The sequence below is a fragment of the Niabella hirudinis genome (genome assembly GCF_051201075.1).
Lineage (GTDB): Bacteria > Bacteroidota > Bacteroidia > Chitinophagales > Chitinophagaceae > Niabella > Niabella hirudinis.
In genome coordinates this window covers 84,535-110,787 of the sequence record NZ_JBPEHJ010000001.1, presented here as the reverse complement: position 1 = coordinate 110,787, position 26,253 = coordinate 84,535, and the positions used below count along the sequence as shown (strand labels likewise).

Here is a 26,253-nt window from a genome sequence, read left to right as displayed (position 1 = left end):
ATGAACCTTCTAAGGTACGAATACCACGTTAACAAACGAAAACCCCATTTTCACATTTTCACATTTTCACATTTTCAAATTAGTATGAATATCCGGTTAGTACCGAACCTGAAACCTGAAACGTCAAACATCAAACGTCAAACGTCAAACAAAAAACCGAAGACCCCGGCGATACCCGGATCTCATTTTCAAATCAGCAAATTTTCAAATTTTCATATTTTCACATTTTCAAATGAACAGGATGCAGCGAAGAAGAATTTTTACAGGTATTGTGCTTATCGCGGTTTTATCAATTTACGCACAGCACGATCATTCCGGCAGCCCCGGGGTATTAACGGTTTGGCTCACGAAGGCGGACTCTTCGGTATTGTTGAAAAAAAGCAATACAATCCGCTTCGCAAAAAACGCCGAAGCCGGCGCCGTTATTGAGGTAGACCCTGCCCGGACCTTTCAGGATATTGATGGTTTTGGGTATACCTTAACCGGCGGTAGTGCGCTGCTCATTAACCGCATGAGTGCTTTGAAAAAAGACGCGCTGCTTAAGGAATTATTTGGTAGCAACGCCGGCAGCATCGGTATAAGCTACCTGCGTGTAAGCCTGGGCGCGTCGGATCTGGATCCGGAGGTGTTTAGCTACAACGATCTGCCAGCAGGGCAAACCGATCCGCAGCAGGAAAAATTCAGCATTGCCCACGATAGGGGTAACCTGATACCCGTGCTTAAAAAGATCCTGGCCATTAACCCTAAAATAAAGATCCTGGCTTCGCCCTGGAGCCCGCCGGCCTGGATGAAAGACAACGGCGCCACCAGGGGGGGCAGTCTGAAGCCGGAATACGGTGCTTCATACGCCCGGTATTTCGTAAAATACATCAGGGCGATGAAGGCCGAAGGTATTACGATTGATGCGCTCACCATCCAGAATGAGCCCCTGCACCCGGGCAATAACCCCAGCCTGCTGATGCTGGCGGAGCAACAGCGGGATTTTATAAAAAACAACCTGGGTCCTGCATTTAAGGCGGCAGGCATCCCCACAAAGATCATCGTATACGATCATAACCTCGACCGGCCCGATTATCCCATCACGATCCTGAATGACCCGGGGGCCAAACAATATATCGACGGATCGGCCTTTCACCTCTATGCGGGAAATGTAAACGCCATGAGCCAGGTGCATGATGCCCATCCCGACAGGAACCTTTATTTTACCGAGCAGTGGACCGGATCAACCGGCTCTTTTAGCGGCGACCTTAAATGGCATATAAAAAATGTGATCATCGGCACTATGCGAAACTGGAGCCGCACAGCGCTGGAATGGAACCTGGCCAGCGACCCGGGATATAACCCGCATACGCCCGGCGGTTGCACGCAGTGTAAAGGTGCCCTTACCATTGATGGCAATACGGTAAACCGGAACGTGGGCTATTATATCATTGCGCAGGCATCAAAATTTGTACCCGCAGGATCTGAACGGATTTACAGCAGCAATGCCACAGGGTTGTCCAATGTAGCATTTGTAACACCCCGGGGCAATAAAGTATTGATTGTTTTAAATGAGCAAAACAATGATCAGGCTTTCCATATTCGTTTCTCCGGAAGGAATGCTACATATACCATACCGGCAAATGCGGTGGCTACGATGGTTTGGTAAGGATCTGAAGCCGTTTTTTTTGAAAAGCCCGCCTTGCGGCAACGGAACAAACACGAATTATAACAACAATAAATTTTTATGAAAAAAACAATCTGGATCTGTTGCGCGTTTTTGGGCATTTTCTTTACCAGGGCCAATAGCCAGGCAGACGCGGCGCTGACTTTTGTTGACGCATCCGGGCTTACCCTTATCGGCAAAGCCTTTGTTACGCCATTTCCCTGGCATCGGGTAGATACTGCTGTGGTTAGGGGAATGAGCCCTTCCGAAAATCAGCAGGCCCGGTGCACAGCCGGACTGGCACTGTTATTCAGGACTAACTCGGCCAGTATAAGCGTTCGTCCGTCTTATAAATGGGAACAAAAATCTGATAATATGACCGGGATTGCCCGGGCGGGGTTTGATCTTTATATACGGGAGGGTGGTAAATGGAAATTTGCGGGCAACGGCGTTGCGCCCCGGCGCGATAAAGATATAACCCTGGTTGCCAATATGGACAGCAGCCAAAAGGACTGTTTACTTTATTTGCCCATATACAGTGAGCTGGCCGATCTTAAAATAGGTATAGAAACGGGCGCATCTATAAAAGGCATTGACAATCCTTTTAAAACGAAAACCATATTCTTTGGGTCCAGCTTCACCCAGGGCATATCAGCCAGTCGCCCGGCTATGAGCTATCCGCTGCAGCTGCAGCGAAATTTTAATATAGACGTATGCAACCTTGGCTTTTCGGGCAATTCCAAATTACAACCTTATTTTGCCCGGATGCTGGCCGGAGCGCGGGCGGATGCCATCGTAATGGATGCCTTCTCCAACCCCCTTGCCCCGCTGATCAGCGAGCGGCTGGAGCCCTTCCTGGAAATACTCGTCAGGAGTCATAAGGATATTCCGCTGATTTTTGTTGAGACCATTCACCGGGAGAAATCGAATTTTGACCGTAAGGTCAGCGGGGCGGAGCAGGAAAAACGAAACACAGCAAGGGCTTTAATGAAAAAGTTAATGAATAAATACCCCAATGTTTATTTTATAGAAAACCCTTTGCCGGCAGCCTTGGGTCATGATACCTCTGCCGATGGCGTGCACCCTTCTGACCTGGGGTATTATTACTGGTCGCAAAACCTGGGTAAAAAGCTGATGGAAATTCTGAAAAAGTATTAGCGATCGCCTTAAAAATATGTATAGGGTCTTCTATACCGTTGGTACGATATAGGTTACATTTTTTATTCTTTACAGGTAGATCTGAACGGGACGCTCTATTATTCAAAAGGGGTAAAAATTATTGCAGAATAGATCCTTATAATCCATTATCCGGAATTAAATAATAAATTGCCGGATGTTTGCTTCGCCTGTTTTTATGATTACTGTGGCGCTCCTTACGGGGATCTGCCTGATCATTTTGTTAAGCACCCGTTATAAAGTGCATCCTTTTTTCTCGTTGTCGGTCGCTTGCTTTGTAACGGGTGGACTGGGAGGAATGGATGTAACGGCCATCCTGGCGCTGATGAAAGAAGGTTTTGGGAAGATCATGAGTTCCCTCGGTTTTATTATCGCCCTTGGTACCGCACTTGGCATGGTGCTGCAGGCCAATGGTGCCACTACGGCCATGGCCAATGCCATCATCAAACGTGTGGGCAACAAGCGATCTGCCTTTGCTATGAGCTTTACCGGTTTTATAGTAGGGCTACCCATCTTTTGCGATTCGGGGTATGTGGTACTCAACGGGCTCAACCAGTCTATGATCCGCCGCACCGGCATCGCTACGGCAATCCTGAGCACTGCTATGGCCACGGGTTTATATGCGGTACATTGCTTTATACCACCGCACCCGGGTATTACGGCGGCTGTAGGAACCATTCATGCAGAAATTGGGCGGGTCATCCTGCTGGGGCTGCTGGTGGCCATACCGGCAATGCTGGCCGGCTACTATTGGTCTGTATGGAAGGGCCGGCAATTTGGGGCCGTGATTGCAGATACCGGTACGGCGGCGTCAGACGCGGAGGCCGCGGGGCCATTGCCGGGTAGCGGATTGTCGTTTGTCCCGGTGCTGGTTCCGGTGGTATTGATTGCTGCCAAAGCACTGTGCCCCGTGCCCGGCAACCCGGTATTAAAATCGGCCCTGATGATGGGCGAGCCATCCATCGCCCTGGCCATTGGCCTGGTGCTGGCTTTATGCATTCCCAAAAAATGGAAAACAAATGAAATTAACGGATTGATGCATCATGGATTGGAAAAAGCCGGTGGTATACTGGTCATCATCGGCGCCGGCGGTGCTTTTGGAATGGTCATCCATGGCCTGAAGCTCCAGGACCACCTGGCAGCCATGCAGGGTGTAAAAGCTATGGGCATATTCTTCCCCTTTCTTGTAGCGGTGATCCTTAAAACAGCGCAGGGCTCGTCAACCGTTGCGGTATTGACGGCCGCTTCTATTGTACTGCCTTTTTTACCCGGCCTGGGGCTGGATACGGAAAATGGCCGGGTACTGGCGGTATTGGCGATGGGCGCCGGATCTATGGCCGTATCCCATGTTAATGATGCTTATTTTTGGGTGATCACAAATTTTTCGGGGCAGGAGCTGAAGCCGGTGTTAAAGGTATACAGTATGGCCACTGTGTGGATGGCGCTAACAGGTATGCTGGCCGTTTATTTCCTGTCATTAATCCTGCTGTAAATGAAAATCGTCATAGCGCCCAATGCATTTAAGAACAGCCTTTCCGCAATGGCCGTAGCGGCAGCCCTACAGGAAGGTATCCGGCTCAGTGGTTACACAGGCGCATTGGTTTGCTGCCCTGTTGGGGATGGAGGCGATGGTACCGGCAGCCTGCTGGCGCAGTACCTGGGTGCATCCGTCATTACAACAAAGGTTAAAGATCCGCTGGGCAGGATCATAGAAGCCCCTTTGGGATGGGTAAAAGAAACGGCTACTGCGGTTATTGAGCTGGCCGATGCCTCCGGTCTGCGTTTGCTGAAGCCCGTGGAATATGATCCTCTGCTGGCCCATACAGCGGGGTGCGGACGGCTGATTAAAGCCGCGCTGAACAAGGGCGCCCGGGAGTTGCTGCTTTGCATTGGGGGCAGCGCCACCGTGGATGGCGGCACCGGTATTTTAAAAGAACTGGGGCTCCGTTTTTATGATGCACAGGGAATGGCACTGCAACAATTGCCGCGGGACCTGGCAAAACTGCATACCATCGATACCTCGGGGTTCGATCAGCGTTTGCGCCAGGTCAAGATTACCATCCTTTGCGATGTCAACAATCATTTGCTCGGCGCAAAGGGCGCCGCTGCTGTGTTTGGACCCCAAAAGGGCGCAACAGCAAAGGAGGTGGCATTGCTGGAAGCCGGCTTGCAGCAATTGCGGCAGGTAGTGCTGCAGCATACCGGAAGGGATATAGATATCCTGCAATCCGGCGGGGCGGCTGGTGGTGTGGCGGCGGGTCTTTCGGCGTTTTGCGAGGTAGCAATCGTTAAGGGGATCGATTATTTTTTAAAGAAAATAAACTTTGGCCAGGAGCTGGAGGGCGCGGATTGGGTCATTACCGGCGAAGGATCCATTGATTACCAGACCCTGGATGGCAAAGCCCCCTTTGGTGTGGCCGCTATGGCAAAGCAAAAAGGCATTCCGGTGATCGGCGTTGCCGGAAAAGTGCCGGAGGCCGCTAATCCGGAACTGCAGGCTTATTTTCAATGGCTTTTGTCCATCAATGAGCAGCCAATGGCCATTGAGGAAGCCATCCGGCAAACACAACCCAATCTTGTAAAAGCCGGGCTAAAGATCGGAACCGCACTGCAAAACAAATAAAGACCTGCTTTTTTTGCAGCATTCCTGTTATTTTATAGGTTACTGTCCGATCGTAGCAGGGCCATCTGCATAATATTATTTATTTGTGTATAAATGTAGCGTACATTTAGCAGGTGTTTGCAAATAGTAACGTTGCCGGTATTCTTATGAATACCCCGCTAAAACGAATAACAAATATGCTGAAAATTGTCTCTTGCGTTGCGCTCCTGCTTTTTGCTGGTATTGCCGGGGCACAAACCGGCCGCCCCAACATCATCTATATTCTTGCCGATGACCTGGGTTATGGCGATGTAAGCGCCTGCAATAAAAATTCAAAGCTGCACACGGTAAATATGGATCAGCTTGCCAAAGAAGGCATGCTCTTTACAGATGCTCACAGCAGTTCCGCAGTGTGCACCCCCACGCGATATGGTATATTAACAGGCCGCTACAATTGGCGCACGCATTTACAAAAAGGTGTTTTGGGCGGGGATAGCAAACCATTAATTGCAACCGGCCGGAGCACCGTGGCAGGGATGTTGAAACGCGCGGGCTATCAAACGGCCTGCATTGGCAAATGGCACCTGGGCCTTGGCTGGCAGAAGGATCAAAAAGGAAATCCGGATTATACCCGGCTCATCACCAAAGGACCTGTTACCGTTGGGTTTGATTACTTTTATGGCATACCGGCTTCGCTGGATATGGCCCCTTATGTTTATGTGGAAAATGATCATATTACCGCTACAAGTCTCGACAGTATCAAAGGCCAAACTGGTAAAGGGTTTTGGCGGGCAGGCCTTGCCGGAAACGATTTTAAACATGCGGAAGTACTGCCCCGGTTAACGCAGAAGGCCACGGATTACATAAAAGACCATGCAGGCCGCAATGCCCCCTTCTTTTTATACCTTGCTCTTCCCGCGCCGCATACGCCCATCCTTCCATCTCCGGCATACCGGGGAAAATCGCATACCAACGAATACGGGGATTTTGTGCTGATGACAGACGATATGGTAGGCCGGGTAATGCAGGCGGTAAAAGATGCCGGTATTGAAAATAATACCCTGGTTATTTTCACCAGCGACAACGGGTGCTCGCCCCAGGCAAATTTTGAAGAGTTGGCGGCGGCAGGGCATCACCCCAGCTATAGCTTCCGTGGCGAAAAGGCCGATATTTTTGAAGGCGGGCACAGGGTTCCCTTCCTGGTAAAGTGGCCGGGAAAAATAATGCCCGGGGGGCAGTGCGGTACAACGATCTGCCTTACTGATTTTATGGCTACTGCAGCCGCCATTGCCGGCACGGCCCTGAAGGATAATGAGGGCGAAGATAGTTACAGCCTCTTGCCTTTATTAACGAAAAAAGACGGGTACGGCAGAATATACACCATTCATCATTCGATAGATGGTAATTTTTCTATACGGAAGGATAAATGGAAATTAGAATTTGCCTATGGCTCCGGCGGATGGAGCCTGCCTAAAGAAAAAGAGGCCAAAAAAGAAAACCTGCCCGCAGTGCAGTTATACGATTTAAGTGATGATATTGCTGAAAAGAAAAACATAGCGGGCGCCAGCAACAAAGTGGTAAACGAGCTTACACGTGCCATGCAAACTATTATCGATAACGGAAGAAGCACACCGGGCAAACCTCAGGCCAATGATGTACGGGTGAATTATTTAAAATATCAATGATTTAATTTATAATAATGACAAAACGGATTTGTAGTATTTTATTCCTGTTATTGCTGTCGGGATCCGGGTATTTATCCCTTGCCGTTCAGGCACAGCCCGCACCCGAACATAATTTGCAGTTTTCATTTTTAGCCCAAAAATGGGACGAAGCCATGCCCCTGGGAAACGGGATGCTGGGAGCCCTGGTATGGCAGAAACAGGGCCGGCTCCGGCTTTCGCTTGACAGGGCCGATCTTTGGGACGAACGCAAAGCGCTGGACCTTTCAAAATTTAATTTTGCCGATGTGCAGCGCTGGGTGCAAACAAAAAAATATGATTCAGCCCACCGGTTGGGAGATGCGCCCTATAATCAAAGCCCTTATCCAACTAAGCTTCCGGCGGCCGCTACGGAGTTTGATATTGATGCCCTGGGCAAGGTTGTTTCCAATGTGCTGGACATCCGTACAGCGCTGAATACGGTTACCTTTAGCAGCGGCGTTATTTTTAAATGTTATATACATGCTACCAAAAATGCAGGCTATTTTTCGTTTGAAAACCTGCCTGCGAAAAAAATAGAAAGCTTATCCCGGCAATTAACCCCGCAGCTTGTGGTACATAATTATGCCAATGGAAATAACATTGTGGATAAGGACCGGGGCCCTGATGCCCAGGGGCTTCAGAAATTAGGATATAAGAAAGGGACCGTCACCAGAACCGGAACACTCATTTCGTACCGGCAACCCACTTACGGAGGGCATTACTATGACGTGCGCATTCAGTGGAACGTATTGCCGGGAAATAAGATCGCAGGCAGCTGGGCAATCGGTAATGATCAGCCCGCCCCGCAGGCCGCCCAACCGGATAACACCGGAACCTGGGCTGCTCATGTAAATTGGTGGAAACAGTTTTGGGCAAAATCATCCATCCGGATACCGGATGCGTTGATAGAAAAACAGTACTATCTCGAAATGTATAAACTGGGTGCGGCATCCCGCCCCGATGCGCCGGCCATTACATTACAGGCCGTGTGGACGGCCGATAACGGCAGCCTGCCACCCTGGAAGGGCGATTTTCATAATGACCTCAATACACAGCTCAGTTATTGGCCGGTGTATACCGGCAACCACCTGGCAGAAGGCGAAAGTTTTATCAACTGGCTCTGGAATCAGCGCAGCCGGAATAAGACATATACCAAACAGTACTTTGGAGTTGAGGGACTCAATACGCCAGGCGTAGCCACCATTAAGGGAGATCCGATGGGTGGGTGGATCCAATACTCATTGTCGCCAACGGTGGTGGCCTGGTGTGCACAGCATTTTTATTGGCATTGGAAATATTCAATGGATGAGCAATTTCTGAAAGCAAAAGCGTACACCTATATAACGGAAGGCGCCACCTATCTTCAAAATATTACCCGCCTGGTAAACGGGGTGCGGATGCTGCCCCTGAGCTCCAGCCCGGAATATAATGATAACCGGATTGATGCCTGGTTTACCAGCTGGAGCAATTTTGATTTAGCATTGGCCAAATTTTTATTTACGGCCGCCTCGGAGGTAGCGGCTGCAGTGGGGAAGGGGACCGAAGCCTCCCATTGGAGGCAGCTGCTGAATCAGCTGCCCGGTTATGAGGTGAATGAAACCGGCTTTACCGTTGCACCGGGGCAGAACCTGAACAGCTCGCATCGTCACATGTCGCCCTACATGGCGGTGTACCCCCTGGGCTTGCTGGATTATAACAATCCTGCTGACCAGGTCAATATTAAAAACTCGTTGCAGCGTATTGAGAAAATCGGCACCAGGGGATGGTGTGGTTATTCCTTTAGCTGGATGGCTTCCTTATATGCAAGGGCCTATGAGGCAGACAAGGCGGTGCAACAATTGCAGATATTTGCATCGAACTTTTGTTCGCCCAATAGCTTTCATCTGAATGGGGATCAAAAAGGGGGGCAATACTCCGGGTTTACCTACCGGCCTTTTACACTGGAGGGTAATTTTGCATTTGCGCAGGGAGTACACGAATTATTGCTCCAAAGCCGGAACGGCTATATAGAAGTGTTTCCTGCAGTGCCCGCCAGCTGGAAGAATGTTGCGTTCAGTAATTTAAGGACGGAAGGCGCATTTATTGTTTCTGCAAAAAAAGAAGCGGGAAGCCTGTCTGCCATTACAATACGGGCAGAAAAAGGAGGTGTTTTAAACATCCGGCTGCCTTTTGAAAACTGGCGTTGCAAGGGCATCTCCCGCCAGGCGTTTACGGCAAAACCCAACGGGGTCTTTTCGGCCACTTTAAAAAAAGGACAGGTAATTGTCATTAACCAGTAAAATAAGCAAGGGCTGCATCATAAAGCCGGTGCTTTTACTGTTGAAATGATGACCGTTTGGAAGCAGCAAGCCGGCCTGAGATTGAGAGGACGCACAATGAAATTGTGTTGCTCAGCAGTGGCCCCGGTATTGTATCGCTATCCGGGGCGGCAATATGCGCGCATTTTTGAGCACAGGTTTCCTAATTTTGTCCGGAATGTATAAAAACGTATTATTAAAATAGCTTGCACAACCAACAGTTATATGAACGTGTAGCAAACGGCGATGAGGCTGCGTTTCGGGATTTTTTTTCGATATACCGGGAAAGAGTATACCGGTTTGCATTCCTGGTTATAAAAAGTCATGAAGTAGCAGAAGAAATTACGATAGACGTATTTCTGAAAATTTGGCAAAAAAGAGCTGAATTGCGGGATATAAATGATATGGATGATTTTTTATTCATCATTTCAAAACGAAAAGGGCTCGACTACCTGAAGAAGATGGCAAGAGATAAAAAGATTCAGGAAATCCTTGAAAGGGAGCTGTTGGAGGAACGGGGGATGAACTCCGGTTTATCTGCATCGTTGGAGCAAAGAGAAATAATTGAGAAACTGCTGAGCGGTCTTTCCCCGCAACGAAAGAATATTCTTATGATGAGCCGGGTTGACGGCCTGTCCCATAAAGAGATCTCCGATCAATTGAACATTTCACAGCACACGGTAAAAAACACGATCTCACAAACGATTAAAATCCTGGAGCCGCTGCGGAAAAAACTATGGCTGGATGCCTGCTGGTTTGTTTTGGGCATAAAAATCTTTTTTTGACCAATAGTCCTATTCCGGCAAACGAGTCGTCTTTATTCTCATAAAGAGGAAAAAATGTCATCGAATCCCCATCGGCTGGAGTTACTCTTCAAAAAATATATTGATGGTGCCTGCACACAACCGGAACTGGATGAGCTTTGGTCGCTGCTTGCAGAATTAACAGACGATGAACGCCTGTCGATAGGGCTTGCCGCAGCCTGGCGTGTGGAGCAAAAGGAGAATATGCTGCCCGATGATCAATGGCAACGGATTTACCAGCGGTTGCATACTAAAATCCGGAAGCCGTCCCCCAAAATTCCGGCATTCAAAAAATATATGACGGCCGCAGCGGTAGTGCTTGTTCTTGCTTCCGGTTACCTGGTTTATAGAAATGCGGTAATGAATAGCCGCGGGTTACCGTCTGTTCAGGTGCAAAATACGATAGCGCCGGTTCAAACGGATACCAGGGTTGTAACATTACCTGATGGAACGGAAGTGATATTAAAGAAGAACAGCACGCTCATTTATGATACGGCTTTTTTAACAGGCGCCACCCGGTCTGTGCATTTAACAGGAGAAGCTTATTTTGATGTAGCCCATGATACCGGCAGGCCTTTTATCGTTCGTTCCGGTAGTTACAGTATCCGGGTGCTGGGGACTGCATTTAATGTAAATACAACTGCTAAAAAATTTGAGGTAGCCGTTGTCCGGGGTAAAGTAGAGGTGGAAGTGGCTGCAAACCACCGGAAGCTGGGAACGTTGGTGAAGGGCAATTACCTGGCCATGGAAGAATCGCCGGTAGAACAGGTAAAGCCTGTTCAAAAAAATGTAGATGCGGATGCTGTTGGCGAATGGACCAAACAAGATCTGGTATTTAGAAATGCAAACTGGGATACAGCGCGAAAGATGATATTTGACAAGTACGGCGTAGATGTTGAGATGGCCAATGAAAAGCTGGCACACTGCCGTTTTACCGCCGATGTAACGGGGAAATCGTTGAAGGATTGCCTGGATATTTTGTGTATGATCACAAACGCAAGCTGGCAAAAAAAAGGTTTAAATACAATTTATATAGGCGGCGATGGCTGCAATCAGGAATGAAACGATACTAAAACTAAAAAGGCTGCATTAACCGCGAATTAATACAGCCGGGAATTAAAACTTTATTGTTCACATTTTAATCCAATTAAAGGTATGAAAAAAGATGCCTTTCAGTGCTTATTTTTATTAAAGGAAGCGCAAAATAGCGTGCGCTATCAGAAAATTGTCTATTTGATGCGATTGAGTTTCGTTACACTTTCGATGTTGTTTCTTACATTAAATGTGCTTGTGGCCCGGAATATCTTCGGGCAGAACATCAGGAAAACTACGGTTTCCCTAACATTGCAGCAGGGAACCTTAAAAGATGTTTTTACACAAATTGAACAGCAAACTGAGTTTCGGTTTGCTTATCCGGAATACCAGGTAGCTCCCTATAAGCAGGTGGAAGTGCCATCGGGCCGGCAATCGCTTTCTGATGTGTTAAATAATGTTTTGGCTGGAACGCAGCTCAGCTACAGCCAGCGGGGCAATACAATCATTGTTCTTGAAGATCCGGATAAAAAGCCGCTGCCTCCGGTAACAGGGGTTGTAAGAAATGCGAGTGGCGAGCCGCTGGAGGGTGTTTCTGTTTCGGTTAAAGATTCAAAGATCGGAACCTCCACCACGGCCAATGGCGGTTTTTCATTAAATGTCAAAAAAGGAGATGTACTGGTGTTTTCAAGGATCGGCTATGAAGCCAGGGAGATCACCATCTCAGATCAGCCTTCTATCGAAATTACATTAACGGCCCTTGAAGGTCGTATGGATGAGATTGTGGTAGTGGGCTATGGTACTCAGAAAAGAGAAAATGTAACGGGTGCCGTGGCGCAGATCCAGATGGAGAAGGTTTTGGGCGATCGGCCGGTGACCAGCCTTGGGGCTGCATTACAGGGCGCTATCGCAGGGTTTACAACCTCTTCATCCGTAGTGCCGGGCGAAGGAAACCAGTTTAATATTCGCGGATACCAGTCTATAAATGGAGGAGCGCCGCTGATACTGGTGGATGGAGTGGTACAGGCGAATCTGTACCTGCTCAATCCTAATGATATAGAAACGGTAACGGTTTTAAAGGATGCTGCTTCCGCCGCTATTTATGGGGCCAGGGCCTCCTTTGGTGTGGTGCTGATCACAACAAAAAAGGGAAAGAAGAATGAAACGATCAGCATTGACTATTCCGGAAATTTTGCCTTTAATAAAGTGAACAACCGGCCCCGGGTTGCAACGCCCGAACAAATAGTGAAGGGTTTAAAGGATATGGGATATACGGCCTACTGGTCTGGTCAAAATATTGATACCTGGGAAACCCTGCTCAATGAATATAAAGCCGATCCGTCAAAATACCCATTGGGATGGACAGACGTAAATGGCACCAAATATTTTCTGAAGCAAACTGACCTGATCGGTGAAATGATTGAGCCCGGGTTTCAGCAAATGCATAACCTGTCGGTACAGGGAGGCAGTCAGAATATCAGCTACCGGTTATCGTTGGGCCGGTCGGCAGATAATGGGGTATTAATAACCGACAAGGATCTGTTCAAAAAAACCAATGTGGCCACTTTTGTGGATGGAAAAATAAATAAGTGGCTGTCTTCTGCGTTGGATGTTAAATATGCTTCCGGTTTCAGAACCTACCCAAATGCCGCCGGGCAAAACAGTGGCTTCTGGAAGACGAATGTTCCCTCTTATCACCCCAATGATTCCCTGCCGTTTAATGGCGTTAATTATGAAGTAAATACCCCGAAGCATCTAATCGAAAATGCCAGCAAACAAAGCTGGGTTACCAATGATGTGCGCCTGCTGTCCCGTACGGTATTGGCCCCGGTTAAAAATCTCAAGGTCACTTTTGAATACACCTACCAGCACAGTGATGCCAACAATAAGCGCTACAATAATTATTTTGTGTTGCACCAGGGGTTACAGGATGCGCTGAATCCCTCTGACCCCAGCACCCAATATTATGTGCAAAAAACGCTGAACGACTATACCTCAATAAACGCTTATGCCAATTACTCCCTGAAAATCGGGGCCCATAACCTTGCTGCCGTTGGGGGCTTCAACCAGGAGGCGAGTAATTATGAACTGCAATGGTCCAGAGCTTTTAATATGATTAGTAATGAGCTGCCCTTCCTGGGCGGGGCCTCGGGGTCAACACCGCCCGAAACGGGTGATGATTTTGATCGGTATACACTTCGCGGTGTATTTGGCCGGATTACTTATAACTATGCGCAGCGGTACTTTTTGGAATTAAACAGCCGTTACGATCTGAGCTCAAAGTTTCCGTCTGCCTACCGCGGCGGTTTCTTTCCTTCCGTTTCCGCCGGATGGAATATTGCTAAGGAAGATTTTGCACGAGGCCTTTCCTCCTCCGTTCAAACGTTTAAGTTACGGGCTTCTTTGGGCGAGCTGGGCAATCAGAATGTGTCAAATTATGGCTTTTTACCTACAATGGCGCCCTATGACGCAGCCTGGATTTATGGCGGCATTACTCCTAAAACCCTGCGCCCACCGGGCATGGTGAGGGCTAACTATACCTGGGAAAAAGTGCGCACGCTCAACGGGGGAGTGGATATCGGCATTTTGCAAAACCGGCTGACGGCTTCCTTTGATATTTATAAAAGATTAACGCTTGGTATGCTGGCTCCGGGGATGGACTTTCCGGCCGTGGCCGGGGCGAAAGCACCTTATCAGAACGCTGCCGATTTGAAAACGAATGGCTGGGAGCTGACCATGAACTGGACCGACAAAGCCGGTGATTTTAATTATGGGCTGGGTTTTAATGTATACGATTCGAGGACGGTTATTACAAAATATAAAAATGAAACCAAACTGTTAAGTGCGCCATTCTATGAGGGTGAGCAGATAGGGGAGATCTGGGGCTATGTGACAGACGGGTTTTATACAGCAGATGATTTTAACGAAAATGGAACGCTTAAAGAAGGAGTAGTTTCCATTAACGGGGTGATCTCGCATGAGGGCGATATCAAATATAAAAATCTCCGGGATGGAACAAACTCGGTGAACCGGATCGACCAGGGCGATAACACGCTTTCAAACCCCGGCGATCGTAAGATCATCGGTAATGACAGTCCCCGTTTTAGCTACGGCGTTAATGGTTTTGCCGGTTGGAAGGGCATTAACCTGTCGTTTATGCTACAGGGAGTGGCAAAGCGTGATGCCTGGATTGGCGGAGATATCATGTTCCCTCATGCCGGCCAGTTTTCTACGTTTTATGCTCATGAGCTCAACTACTGGACGCCCACGAATACCAATGCCTGGTATGGCAGGATTTATCAGAATGCGCAGGAATCACACGGCGCCAACCAACGTGTGCAGACCCGTTTTTTGCAAAGCGCCGCCTATATGCGGGTAAAGAACATAACCCTTTCCTATACGCTGCCGGCACATCTTATTACAAAAGGCCATTTGAAAAATGTAAAGGTCTTTTATAGCGGCGAAAATCTTTTCACGTTCTCCAAACTCATCGAGGGCATCGATCCTGAATCTCTGGGCTGGGAGTACCCGCATTTTGTGACCCACGCGTTTGGAATTAACATTGGCCTGTAGGCGTTCAGCTGCTGTAGCTAACAGCGTATTTGTACTTTAAAAAATCAGTGTAATGAAACAATTGAATCTCTATATATTATTGCTTTTACTGGCAGCCTCATCCTGCAGTGATAAATACCTGGATGAGTTGCCAAAAGATGCCTTTACAGAGGGCACTGCGTTTATTTCATACGACAATTTTAAAACCTACTCCTGGTCCTTATATGAAATCTTTACCGATAATTTGCATCTGCAGCGTATATCGGGAGGTTTGGGCACCATAGCCGAAGGAGATATTGAAGCAAATTATTTATACAATTCCAACGGAAGAAACCGCTGGGCCTGGCAAACCGTTACGGCAGAAACGCCACCCGGCGGCTGGAACTTTGACTATATAAGAAAGGTAAACATTATGCTGCGCAATATAGATGGGGCCTCCATGACGGACGCTGAAAAGAAACACTGGCGCGCAGTAGGCCTGTTTTTTCGATCCTATCGCTATATGGACCTGCTTTCAAAATACGGCGATGTGCCCTGGCTTGAAACGGTGGTGGAAGAAAACCAGACCGATATTATTTACGGGCCTCGTACGCCAAGGGATGAAGTGGCTGCAAACATCCTCCGGGATCTGAAATTTGCTGAAGAAAATATTAAACCCTCCGGAGATGGCGACAATACCATTAACAGGAATTGCGTGTTGACGCTTATTTCCCGTTTTGGTTTGCGCGAAGGTACCTGGCGTAAATATCACAACCTGCAGGGCGCCGAAAATTATCTCAATGAATGCAAACGTGCTTCTTCACTGTTGATGACCGCCTACCCGGTAGTGGCGCCCAATTTTCAACACCGCTGGTCTACCGAAGATCTGCGCACTTACCCCGGCATGATTCTTTTTAAAGAGTATTCCACCAACGTCATCATGCAGTCGTTTAGCCGGGCCGAACGCGGAGGAAACAACTATACGGAAATGCATGCCCGTACGCTGGAGCGCTACCTCTGTGCGGATGGAAAACCGATTGGTACCAGCTCCATGTATAAAGGCGCCGCTACGATGAACGATGAATTCCGCAACCGCGATTACCGCCTGCTATACCGGATCATACCTCCTTATAAGGTAAACCGGGTGCCGGGCGGAAACGTATTTTGGACGCATACCGGCAATGCCGTTGACCGGGAGTATATCGACCTCATGAATGGGATTGATCCCACGGGGTTGCGGCAGTTTCCGGTACAAACCTGGCAGCCGTTTACCATTGACCGCGTCCCGCATATTGCCGGGGCTACAGGTTCCCTGGCGCCCATGTCCAATAACTGCGGTTATTATTTGTATATGTTTTATAACACCGGAACCAATGTACTGAGCGGAGCCACCTTTTCCACTACCGATGCCCCCATTTTTTACATTGAGGAAGTGCTGTTAAACTATGCAGAGGCCATGTATGAATTAGGATTGTTTAATCAGATAGTTGCCGATCAAACCATTAACAAACTGCGGCCGAGAGCCCATGTAGCCAATATGGTGGTAGGCGATATTACGGCAGGTTTTGATCCCAACAGGGACCCGGAAGTGCCGCCCGTTCTTTGGGAAATAAGAAGAGAACGGATGGTGGAACTGATGGGGGACGGTTTTGGCTTTGATGATATCAGGAGATGGAAACGCGCCGAATATTTTATTAACACACAGCCGCTCGGCGTTCGTATGCCCAAAGCCGGTATGCCTGCTGCATTGAAATGGGTGGCTTCAGGAGCCGATGCCGGAAGATGTTACCGGATTGACGATCCCCTGTCACAGGGAAAGGGATGGAAGGACTATTATTACCTGTACCCGATACCGACGAATGAAGTAACTTTAAACAAGCAGCTGGGGCAAAACCCGGGATGGTAGGCCTTTCGAAACAGTAACAGCTATTTTATTTAATAAAAAGATCATGAATTTTAGTGAAAGAATCCGTGTTGTTGTCCTGCTTGTTTTTCTTTTGATGGTATCTTCCCTTTTTGCCCAAAAAACAGGAAGCAGGCCCGCCGGAAAGCCCAATGTAATTTACATTCTGGCAGATGATATGGGCGCCGGCATGCTTTCTTATTATGGGCAACAATTTTTTACCACACCCAATATAGACGGGCTTGCAAAGCAGGGCACTGTTTTTGAAAACAGCTATTCAAGCGCATACTGCGCTCCTTCGAGGGCCACTTTTTTAACGGGCTATAGCGACTGCCGTAAGGGAAAGTATGTGTTAACCAGGGCGGGCATTTATACCCAAACAGCAACGGGTAAGTATACAGATAAGCAGGTTCAGGATGCCGTTAATGAAGCCATCGGCGTGGAGCCGGATGTGCAATACCTGCCGCAGGTGTTTAAGCAGGCGGGCTACGTAACGGGCCAGGTAGGTAAGCTGGATTATGGATTTGCCACCACCGAAAAACAATTGAACCATCATGGATGGGATTATCACTATGGCTATTACGACCACCAGCAATGCCATGGATTTTATCCTGTGTTTCAGCATGAGAATGGCAAGCGTATTGAGATACCGGGCAACACCCATCCGGATGCAGGGAAGCCGGGGGAGTGGGGGTCCGACTCGCTCCAGGAACATGATCGCTGGGATAAAAACGGGAAGCTGGTATACTCGCAGGATCTTTTCCTGCAAAAAATACTGGAATTTATCCGTAAGAACAAAGACCGTCCCTTCTTCCTCTACCATCCCTCACAACTGCCCCATGGGCCGGTATCGATACCTGCAATACACCCCGAGCTGGCACTTAATCCGGAACTGACAACCATCGAAAAAGCCTATGCCTCCATGGTAAAAAGACTGGATGATGACCTTGGGGTTATTAAAGAAGAACTGGTGCGGCTGGGAATTGCAGAAAATACGATCATCGTTTTTGCATCGGATAACGGTCATGAGCTATACACCGCCTACAAGGGAAGGGTGGAAAAGCCCTACCGGAATATGCAAACGGGGAAGCTGTACAATAATATTACCGACAAATATTACAGTGAGCTGGGCGGCGATATATTTGATGGCAACCACGGCATGGCCGGTTTAAAAAGAAGCAACTGGAACGGAGGTGTAAAAGTGCCCCTGTTTGTAAGCTGGCCCGGGCATTTTAAGCAAGGTGCGGTTAGTAAAAAGCTGGTTACCAACTATGACTTTTTGGTTACGATGGCCGAAATGCTGAACGTGCCGCTTAAAGATAAAAAGGACGGGGTTTCTTATTTTTCGGAACTGCAAAAAAACAAGACAGCTCCAACTAAAAAACATGGGTCGATATCCGTAGCGTCCTTTATGGGCCCGATGCTGGTAACGGATGAGGGATGGAAGTTGCGTTATATCGCCTCGCGCAAAATATTTCAGCTGTATTATTTGCCGCAGGATTATAAAGAAAAAAATGACCTGGCGGCAAAATATCCCGAACGGGTAAAGGCGCTTACAGCGATACTGACGGAGAAATGCGACGGAGACCTGAATAATGGATGGTTTTCTGATGAAAAAAATACCCGCCCCGTTGTAGTCAGGTAAGGCCATCCCTGGAGGAAAGGTTAAACAAGTTTTTAAATACTATATAATAATGAGATTAAAGCGGATACCCGGTGTTGTTGTTGTACTGCTGGCCTGTTTATTAAATGCAGCGGCCCAGCAAAAGCCCAATGTAATCCTTATTTATGTAGATGACCTCGGCTATGGTGATCTGGGTTGTTATGGTGCCCGGCAGATTCAAACGCCTCATGTAGATGCCCTGGCACAAAAGGGAATGCGGTTTACCAATGCGCACAGTACTTCGGCTACTTGTACGCCCTCCCGTTATGCGCTTATGACGGGGGAGTATCCCTGGCGGGATAGGGGACATAATATTTTGCCCGGCGATGCCCCATTAATCGTTCCGGTTGATAAAATAACCCTGCCGGGCGTATTTAAGCGGGCCGGGTATAAAACAGGTATTGTAGGAAAATGGCATTTGGGGCTTGGTGAAACCACGCAAAAAAACTGGAATGAAGTTGTAAGGCCCGGTCCTAACGAAACAGGGTTTGATTACTCCTTTATTTTTCCTGCCACGGCAGATAGGGTGCCTACGGTTTTTATGGAGAATGGCAAAGTGGTGGGCCTGCCCGGGGATGATACCATTGAGGTGAATTACCGGACTAAGATTGGGGATGAGCCCACCGGCAAAGAGCACCCGGAGTTACTGAAGCTTCAGGCTTCTGCCGGCCATAATGCCACGATCGTAAATGGTATTGGGCGCATTGGGTTTATGAAGGGCGGCAAACAGGCCCGCTGGACTGATGAGGAGTTAGCCCCCACTTTTCTTACAAAAGCGCAGCAGTTTATCGATGATCATAAGAACGGGCCGTTCTTCCTGTATTATGCCATTAATGATATCCATGTTCCCCGCATGCCCGCAACCATGTTTAAGGGCAGGAGCACCATGGGGTATCGCGGAGATGCCATACTGGAAATGGATTGGGTAGTGGGTGAAATTACAAAACAGCTGAGGCAATCGGGAATAGAAAAGAATACGGTGATCATTTTTAGCAGCGACAATGGCCCGGTGCTCGATGATGGTTATGCCGATGAGGCGGAGCAAAAGGTAGGGAGCCATCGCCCGGCAGGCCCTTTGAGGGGCTGGAAAACCAGCATTTACGAAGGCGGCACCCGCGTGCCTTTTATTGTTTACTGGCCGGGTAAAGTAAAGCCGGGCACTTCGGATGCCCTGGTAAGCCAGATGGATTTGCTGACGTCTTTTGCCTCTTATCTGAAAGTGCCTGTTAAGAAAGGAGAAGCCCCCGATGCTGAGAATCACATAAAGGCCCTGATGGGCACGGACCCCCGCGGCCGTACGGTGCTGGTGGAGGAGGGGTATAACGATCTTGCAATTGTAAAAGAAGGATGGAAATACATACCCGCTTCAAAAAAGCGCCCGGAGCAACTCTTTAACCTATCCCGGGATCTTCCGGAGAAAAAAGAGGTTTCCAAACAGTACCCGCAAAAAGTAAAAGAACTGCGTGAGGCGCTCGATGCTGCTTCTGAAAACCGACGGTAGGCCAAAGCCGTTGGCATTTGATTGGTTTTTGGATGCAGATTAAAATGTTATGGCATTGTCCTGATTGCTGTTCTCACGAATCAGAAAAATGCTATTTTAGCATGAATGAATGGGTTTGATGCCTCTTTTTTTGAATCTGTTTTTTATCAGAATTACGACAGGTTATACTCCGGCTTTTTTAAAAAGACGAGGTCAGAGGCAATTGCGCAGGAACTTACACAACTCAGTTTTATAAAATTTTGGGAATACCGTGCTTCATTTACAGCTGACCTGCCCACAGAATTACAGCTCAACCGAAAGGCAAAACTGGTGTATATCGACTGGTTACGCAAAGAGGCTCACCAGCGGCGCATTGCCGCGGAATTAAGTAAACACAGTAATGCCGGCCAGACTTCTAATAGCTTTGAGCTTACCCATACATTGCAGATAGCGTTAGACAAGCTGCCTCCCATACGCAAAAAAGTATTTACACTGGCCTATGTGGAGGGGTTTTCATATAAAGAAATTGCCGGTGATCTTGGTATATCGGTAAAAACGGTAGATGCACATATACAAAAAGCATTGAAGCAGTTAAGAAAAATGCTCGCATTTTATGCGGTGCTTTCCCTGATTACAGCAGGATAAAATATTTTTAGCAGGGGTAGGGAATTTTTCTTTTTCAAACGTACAGGTTGATATGGAGAGTCATCCCGATCCAGAAAAAATAAACGATTTTTTAGCCAATAACAGCAATTATACTGATGCAGAAGCAGTATTTGAGTACCTGGAAAGCAATGAAACAGCGCTTGACCGTGTGCAGCTTACAGAAGATTTATTGCCGGAAGAATTAATAGAGACGCCCTATGTCATAAAGCGTAAAGTATTAGGTCGTATACCAGGTATAAAAACGATGAAAATGAGCCTGGTGGCCAGGTGGATGGCTGCGGCCTGCATTATAGGGATTTTAGGGCTGGGCGCTGTTTTTCTTATCAACGGGAAAAAAACAGTACCGGGGGCAGCTGCGATCACCGGCAAAACAGTAAAAAATTATACCGCCGCCATTTTAAATTATACATTACCCGACAGTTCGGGAATTGTTCTGCAGCCGGGTGCCGCCATATATTATCAATCCGATTTTGCGGTAAACAGAGTATTGAATGTGATGAATGGAGCCGTGTATTTCAGGGTAAAAAAGGATGGAGCCCACCCTTTCAGGGTGATAGCCAACGGTATCAATACTACGGCTACCGGAACCGAGTTTTGGGTACAACGTTTTCCGGATAATAAAATTGATATTTCGCTTACACACGGCCGGGTATATGTCTTCAGTATGGAAGCCGGGTTTAAAATGGATACGGTGTTTCTCATGCCCGGGCAAACCTGTACTGTTGATAAAAATACAGGAGGGGTTCATGTATTGACCGTAGCGCAACGGCCCGCAGGTAAAGCAAAGCCACTATCAGCACCACAAAAAGATAGCCCCGCCACTATTGTATGGACCAATACCGAAATTCAGCTTAGCGATGCCAGCCTGCAAAATGTTTTTGCCAAGCTGGAAAGCCGTTACAATATAAAGATTATGGTGGCAGACTCGTCTATATACAATGCCACTATTACAGGTAAGATATTTTATAACGATTCGCTGCGGGTGCTTATTCAGGCCATCTGCGAAATAAACCAATTGTCGTATGAAAAAAGTAATGATACAATCTTTTTAAGAAGGTAGTGGCCCCTGGATGGGTCTTGTACGGGAGAACTAATGACTCCCTGACCGCTTGTTTATATTAAAAAAACCAACTATGCACAAAAAGTTTAAACATTTTTTGCTGCTGGCATGCTGTTGTATTACAATAGCTGTTGCCGGCCAAACCACGGCTACCGTTTCGGGAAAGGTATTGTCTGAAATGGGAGAGGGCCTCGCTTCCACCACTATAACGGTACAGGATGCTGTATCCGGACAAAAACGATCATTGGCGTCCGGCGCAGATGGCATATTTTCTATCGGAGAGTTCCAGGTAGGGCATAAGTACCATCTTTTTTTTGAACATATCGGCTATATACCGGATTCGGTAATGAATTACTCCCTGTCAGCCGGGGAAAACAGCTCGTTGCTCATCCGGCTGAAACTGCTAAAAAACACTATGAATGAAGTGGTGGTAGTGGGTTATGGTACGCAGCGAAAGAGTGATCTTACGGGATCGGTAACTTCCATCGGCTCAAAAGATTTTATCAAGGGAGTTGCTACCGATGCGCTACAGCTGATATCCGGTAAGGCGGCAGGTGTGGAGGTAAGCCAGGCCAATGCCGAGCCCGGGGGAAACCTGAACATTCGCATCCGGGGTGTGGGATCTATTAACAGCAGCAATACAGCGCTTATGGTCATTGACGGCGTTCCGGTAGAAAGCACCTCCAATCTTAACCCGGCTGATATCAAAAGCGTGGAAGTGTTAAAAGATGCATCTGCTGCGGCCATATATGGCACAAGGGCGGCAAACGGCGTGGTGCTCATCACCACAAAGAAAGGAGAGGGTGGCCCGCTACGGATCGCCTACAACACCTACTGGGCCTATCAAACCCCGGCGGCTAAGCTCCGTGTACTAAATGCAACCCAGTATATGCAATACCTTAATGATATTAATAAAGACCTGGGCCAGCAACTTCCTTTTACAAACGAACAGATCGCTCAGGCCGGGGCCGGCACCAACTGGCAGGATCAGTTGTTTAGAAACGCATGGGCGTCCAATCACCAGGTTTCCGTAAGCGGAGGATCAAACCAGGTAAAGTATTATACTTCCCTAAGATACCTTAACCAGGATGGGATCCTGATCAGTTCGGGTATAAAACAATACAATGCGCTGGCCAACCTGGAGGTTACTCCCAATGATAAATTCAAGTTCGGCATCAGCATCAACGGAAGTGTGAATGTAAAAGATAAAATAGCCAACGAAAGTAATTCCGGGGGTGAGAACGCTGACCCGCTTAACGCTGCCATCCAGTTTGATCCTTCCATCAGTCCGGATAAGAATGTAGATGGCCGCTACGATGTAAATCCAACCATTGCATTGGACAATCCCGTTGCCCTTGCCTACGGGTACGACTACCGGGAGCGGAACAACCGGACCTACGGGAACAGCTATGCAGAGTATGAAGTACTCAATGGGCTAAAAGCCCGTGTAAGGCTCGGGGGCGACCTTTTTAATACGCGGAATGATAATTACACCGGCCGGATCACCCAAAAAGGATTGGCTTCCGGAGGCATTGGTGAGATCAGCAGCAGTACGCAAACTTATTGGCTCAGTGAATGGACGCTGAACTACGACCGAAGGTTTGGGGTGCATCATTTTTCCGCATTAGGAGGCGCTACCTGGGAAAAATTCCTTACCACCACGCAGTATTCCTATGCCACCGGGTTTCTTTCGGATATTACCAATACCGATCTTTTGCAAAGTGGAAATGCCACATCGGCACGCGTGGCCTCGTCCAAAACATCCCGGGCCCTGCAATCCTTATTTGGCCGCCTGAATTATACGCTCAAAGACAAATATCTTTTTACGGCAACGCTGCGCAGGGATGGAACCTCACGCTTTTCGGATAAAAATAAATATGCCTTATTCCCCTCTGTTGCACTGGGATGGCGGATCATCCAGGAATCGTTTATGGATCCCGTTTCTGTGCTGAACGATCTGAAGCTGCGGTTAAGCTACGGGCAAATGGGAAATGAGGGGATCGGAAATTTTGCCACCATACCTACCTATATTGCGGGGGGAAATACCGTACTGGGCGGGCAAATCGTAAATGGTGCACAGCCCGCAAGGCTTCCAAACCCCGATCTGAAATGGGAGACAACCGAAGAATATAATTTAGGCCTTGATTTTGCGCTGTTGAAAAACCGTATATCAGGTTCCGTGGAATACTATATTAAAAATACCTTCGATCAGCTGTTTAATAAGCCCGTAGCCCGCACAACCGGTTTTTCGACCATCCTCACAAATTTTGGAAATGTACGCAACAAGGGGCTCGATGTAACGCTGAACTCCGTAAATATAGCAGGACCCTTCCGCTGGACAACCGATGTTACGTTTGCCACGCTGAATAACAAGGTTACTGAACTGCCCCCTTATATCGGGGAAATTATATCGGGAGGAATCATTGCTAACATTCCCGGTTTTTCATTGGTAAAGGAAGGTTACCCTATGTATGCGCTCTATGGTTACTCGGTAACCGGTATCTTTCAGCAGGGGGAAGATATAAAAAGCTCTGCACAGCCGGATGCTAAACCGGGCTGGCCCAAATTCCTGGATAAGGACAATAATGGCGTGATCAATGCCAGCGACCGCGTGGTATTGGGAACCCCATATCCAAAATATTCCTTCAGTTTTAATAATACGTTCTCGTATAAGAATTTTACGCTCAATATTTACTGGCTTGGGGTAAATGGTATCAAAACCTTTAATGGGAACATCGTGGAAGCCATGTATCCCATTAACCTGAACCGGAATATCATGAGCAAGTTCTATGTTGAGCGCTGGACGCCGGAAAGGGCCGGGGCTGCTTATCCTTCGGGCGTAAACTATGCCGTGTATTTTGGAAACGGTAAAATGATCAATTCCTATAGCATCCAGGATGCATCGTATCTACGGTTGAAGAATATAAACCTGAGCTACAATATCCCCATGATGCATTCGCGGGTATTTAAGTCGGTGGTTCTAACACTAACCGGCGACAATCTGCTTACATTTACGAAATTTGAAGGGTACGATCCGGCTGCCAATCAAACCGGCGATGGCAGCAGCATTGCCAAAAGCAGCTATAATAATTATCCCCTTGCGCGGGTATTCAGCATTGGAGCCAATATAACTTTTTAATCCCTGTTAATATAATGACCATGAATCGAAATATACAATATTATACCCGGCTTTATTGCCTGTTGCCAGTAGTGTTGCTGGCCATTACTTCCTGTAGCAAGTTTTTAAAGGAAGAGGTTTTTACCGAGTATGACCCTGCCACTTTTGTACAAACAAAGGAAGGGCTCAATAGCATATTAAATGCTGCCTATAACAATATGGAGGTAACATCGGCCATGCGGGAACGCATGTATACTTTCAACGAATTTCCCGGGGATATTATGTGGGAATGGGGCGGCAGTTTTGAAAACGCTGCCACCCTGTACATGACCTATAACTGGGATGCGCAGGAAGGATTTCTTTCTGGTGTGTGGCAACAATACTACATCAGCATCCGCAATGCAAACTCGCTGCTGGATAATGTAGATAAAGCAGCAAGCCTGCCGGAGGACGTAAAAAAGCAGTATCGGGCGGAAGCGCGGTTTATTCGCGCCGCCGATTATTATTTCCTGTGGCAGCTTTTTGGAACCGTGCCACTGGTTACAACTACAGATTCACTAAGCCTCTCGCCCAGGCGGGCTACTCCCGAAGAATTTAATGAATTTTTGGTTGGCGAATTCCAGGCGGCCGCCAGTGATCTGCCGGTAACACAACCCCTCTGGGGAAAAGCAACCAGGGGCGCCGCCTGGGGCCTGCTGGGAGAATATTATCTTAACTCCCGCCAATGGCAGCAGGCAGCGGACGTAAATAAACAGGTTATGGATCTTAAAATATATAAATTATTTACGGGAGATATAAAAAATATGTTTGCTGTAGCCAACGAACAAAATGAAGAAGTGGTATTTACCAGTCCGGCGCTGCCCACCCTGCATGGAAACGTATACATGCCCCATGCATTTCCGCCTAACTATCCCGTACAAAGTAACTGGCTCAATTACGGGGCGCAGTTTTGCATATATAACAGCTGGGTAAAAACCTATAACGCAAATGATAAGCGGCTGCAGTGGTTTCTTTTTGGCTATACGGATCTGAAAGGGGTGGTACACGACCTGCTGAACCCGGCGGATGCCGGCAAGGCAGTGCGGTGTTTCAAATATGTGCCGGACCCCAATGCTATTTCGGAAGCCCACGGAAATGATATTCCCGTGATCCGGTATGCAGAGGTTTTATTAAACCGCGCAGAAGCCCTTAACGAAATAAACGGACCAACTTCCGAAGCCCTGGATTTGTTCAACGCGGTGCGGCGGCGGGCGGGCGTACCGGATTATACGATGGCCGATGTTCCTTCTAAGGAAGCGTTCCGGAGCCTGGTATTGCAGGAAAGGGGCTGGGAATTTGTAGCAGAGGGCAAAAGACGGATGGACCTCATCCGCCAGGGGCAGCTGATTCCAAGAGCCCTGGCCAGGGGCGCCGCCAATGCAAAGGATTATAAAACCCTGTTTCCCATTCCAAAATCAGAAACAGATGCCAATCCCAGCCTGGAGCAAAACCCCGGCTATAATTAAAAGACGGTATATAACCGGTAGGGTTCTACTGTTTTTATTTTAAACAGCATTTAAATTTTAGAATAACTT

General features: G+C 47.8%; 16 protein-coding genes. All 16 read left to right on the top strand.

The annotated features are described in order from the left end of the window. The first annotated feature begins 241 nt into the window (after window positions 1-241). Window positions 242-1,648, top strand: coding sequence for a glycoside hydrolase family 30 protein (locus tag GGU45_RS00450; RefSeq protein WP_435220993.1), 1,407 nt, complete (start codon window positions 242-244; stop codon window positions 1,646-1,648). A 78-nt stretch (window positions 1,649-1,726) separates the two neighbouring features. Beyond that, window positions 1,727-2,803, top strand: a complete 1,077-nt coding sequence (locus tag GGU45_RS00445) for an SGNH/GDSL hydrolase family protein (RefSeq protein WP_435220991.1) — start codon at window positions 1,727-1,729, stop codon at window positions 2,801-2,803. Window positions 2,804-2,978: 175 nt separating this feature from the next. Beyond that, window positions 2,979-4,313, top strand: coding sequence for a GntP family permease (locus tag GGU45_RS00440; protein WP_435220989.1), 1,335 nt, complete (start codon window positions 2,979-2,981; stop codon window positions 4,311-4,313). Further along, window positions 4,314-5,444 carry a glycerate kinase gene (locus GGU45_RS00435; RefSeq protein WP_435220987.1) on the top strand — a complete coding sequence of 377 codons (1,131 nt, stop codon included), beginning with the start codon at window positions 4,314-4,316 and terminating at the stop codon, window positions 5,442-5,444. 176 nt (window positions 5,445-5,620) lie between these two features. Next, on the top strand, window positions 5,621-7,108 hold the full coding sequence (locus tag GGU45_RS00430; RefSeq protein ID WP_435220985.1) for a sulfatase family protein: 1,488 nt from the start codon (window positions 5,621-5,623) through the stop codon (window positions 7,106-7,108). Window positions 7,109-7,122: 14 nt separating this feature from the next. Then, window positions 7,123-9,405 (top strand): glycosyl hydrolase family 95 catalytic domain-containing protein, encoded by a 2,283-nt coding sequence (locus GGU45_RS00425; protein ID WP_435220983.1) that lies wholly within the window; start codon window positions 7,123-7,125, stop codon window positions 9,403-9,405. A 224-nt stretch (window positions 9,406-9,629) separates the two neighbouring features. Beyond that, the gene (locus GGU45_RS00420; RefSeq protein WP_435220981.1) at window positions 9,630-10,208 is read left to right on the top strand and encodes an RNA polymerase sigma factor; all 579 of its coding nucleotides are present in this window, start codon (window positions 9,630-9,632) and stop codon (window positions 10,206-10,208) included. Between the two features lie 54 nt (window positions 10,209-10,262). Continuing rightward, a complete protein-coding gene (locus GGU45_RS00415) occupies window positions 10,263-11,288 on the top strand; it encodes a FecR family protein (protein WP_435220979.1) in 1,026 nt (341 codons plus the stop codon). 174 nt (window positions 11,289-11,462) lie between these two features. Further along, a complete protein-coding gene (locus GGU45_RS00410) occupies window positions 11,463-14,831 on the top strand; it encodes a TonB-dependent receptor (RefSeq protein ID WP_435220977.1) in 3,369 nt (1,122 codons plus the stop codon). Between the two features lie 52 nt (window positions 14,832-14,883). After that, window positions 14,884-16,695 (top strand): RagB/SusD family nutrient uptake outer membrane protein, encoded by a 1,812-nt coding sequence (locus tag GGU45_RS00405; protein WP_435220975.1) that lies wholly within the window; start codon window positions 14,884-14,886, stop codon window positions 16,693-16,695. Between the two features lie 43 nt (window positions 16,696-16,738). Next, window positions 16,739-18,337 carry a sulfatase-like hydrolase/transferase gene (locus GGU45_RS00400; RefSeq protein WP_435220973.1) on the top strand — a complete coding sequence of 533 codons (1,599 nt, stop codon included), beginning with the start codon at window positions 16,739-16,741 and terminating at the stop codon, window positions 18,335-18,337. Window positions 18,338-18,386: 49 nt separating this feature from the next. Beyond that, window positions 18,387-19,856: a sulfatase family protein gene (locus tag GGU45_RS00395; protein WP_435220971.1), complete on the top strand. Its 1,470-nt coding sequence runs from the start codon at window positions 18,387-18,389 to the stop codon at window positions 19,854-19,856. Between the two features lie 105 nt (window positions 19,857-19,961). Beyond that, window positions 19,962-20,480, top strand: a complete 519-nt coding sequence (locus GGU45_RS00390; RefSeq protein WP_435220969.1) for an RNA polymerase sigma factor — start codon at window positions 19,962-19,964, stop codon at window positions 20,478-20,480. A gap of 52 nt (window positions 20,481-20,532) precedes the next feature. After that, complete coding sequence (locus GGU45_RS00385) at window positions 20,533-21,561, top strand: FecR family protein (RefSeq protein ID WP_435220967.1); 1,029 nt, start codon at window positions 20,533-20,535, stop codon at window positions 21,559-21,561. A 73-nt stretch (window positions 21,562-21,634) separates the two neighbouring features. Further along, entirely contained in the window at window positions 21,635-24,700 is a 3,066-nt protein-coding gene (locus GGU45_RS00380) for a SusC/RagA family TonB-linked outer membrane protein (protein ID WP_435220965.1), read from the top strand. A gap of 20 nt (window positions 24,701-24,720) precedes the next feature. Then, the gene (locus GGU45_RS00375; protein ID WP_435220963.1) at window positions 24,721-26,184 is read left to right on the top strand and encodes a RagB/SusD family nutrient uptake outer membrane protein; all 1,464 of its coding nucleotides are present in this window, start codon (window positions 24,721-24,723) and stop codon (window positions 26,182-26,184) included. The last annotated feature ends 69 nt before the right edge of the window (window positions 26,185-26,253 follow it).

Bases quoted from the DNA above. Each gene is read 5' to 3' on its own strand.
- GGU45_RS00430 (WP_435220985.1), top strand. From the start codon at position 5,621: ATGCTGAAAATTGTCTCTTGCGTTGCGCTCCTGCTTTTTGCTGGTATT.
- GGU45_RS00415 (WP_435220979.1), top strand. From the start codon at position 10,263: ATGTCATCGAATCCCCATCGGCTGGAGTTACTCTTCAAAAAATATATT.
- GGU45_RS00425 (WP_435220983.1), top strand. From the start codon at position 7,123: ATGACAAAACGGATTTGTAGTATTTTATTCCTGTTATTGCTGTCGGGA.
- GGU45_RS00440 (WP_435220989.1), top strand. From the start codon at position 2,979: ATGTTTGCTTCGCCTGTTTTTATGATTACTGTGGCGCTCCTTACGGGG.
- GGU45_RS00390 (WP_435220969.1), top strand. From the start codon at position 19,962: ATGAATGGGTTTGATGCCTCTTTTTTTGAATCTGTTTTTTATCAGAAT.
- GGU45_RS00395 (WP_435220971.1), top strand. From the start codon at position 18,387: ATGAGATTAAAGCGGATACCCGGTGTTGTTGTTGTACTGCTGGCCTGT.
- GGU45_RS00380 (WP_435220965.1), top strand. From the start codon at position 21,635: ATGCACAAAAAGTTTAAACATTTTTTGCTGCTGGCATGCTGTTGTATT.
- GGU45_RS00450 (WP_435220993.1), top strand. From the start codon at position 242: ATGCAGCGAAGAAGAATTTTTACAGGTATTGTGCTTATCGCGGTTTTA.
- GGU45_RS00400 (WP_435220973.1), top strand. From the start codon at position 16,739: ATGAATTTTAGTGAAAGAATCCGTGTTGTTGTCCTGCTTGTTTTTCTT.
- GGU45_RS00410 (WP_435220977.1), top strand. From the start codon at position 11,463: ATGCGATTGAGTTTCGTTACACTTTCGATGTTGTTTCTTACATTAAAT.
- GGU45_RS00405 (WP_435220975.1), top strand. From the start codon at position 14,884: ATGAAACAATTGAATCTCTATATATTATTGCTTTTACTGGCAGCCTCA.
- GGU45_RS00445 (WP_435220991.1), top strand. From the start codon at position 1,727: ATGAAAAAAACAATCTGGATCTGTTGCGCGTTTTTGGGCATTTTCTTT.
- GGU45_RS00375 (WP_435220963.1), top strand. From the start codon at position 24,721: ATGAATCGAAATATACAATATTATACCCGGCTTTATTGCCTGTTGCCA.
- GGU45_RS00385 (WP_435220967.1), top strand. From the start codon at position 20,533: ATGGAGAGTCATCCCGATCCAGAAAAAATAAACGATTTTTTAGCCAAT.
- GGU45_RS00435 (WP_435220987.1), top strand. From the start codon at position 4,314: ATGAAAATCGTCATAGCGCCCAATGCATTTAAGAACAGCCTTTCCGCA.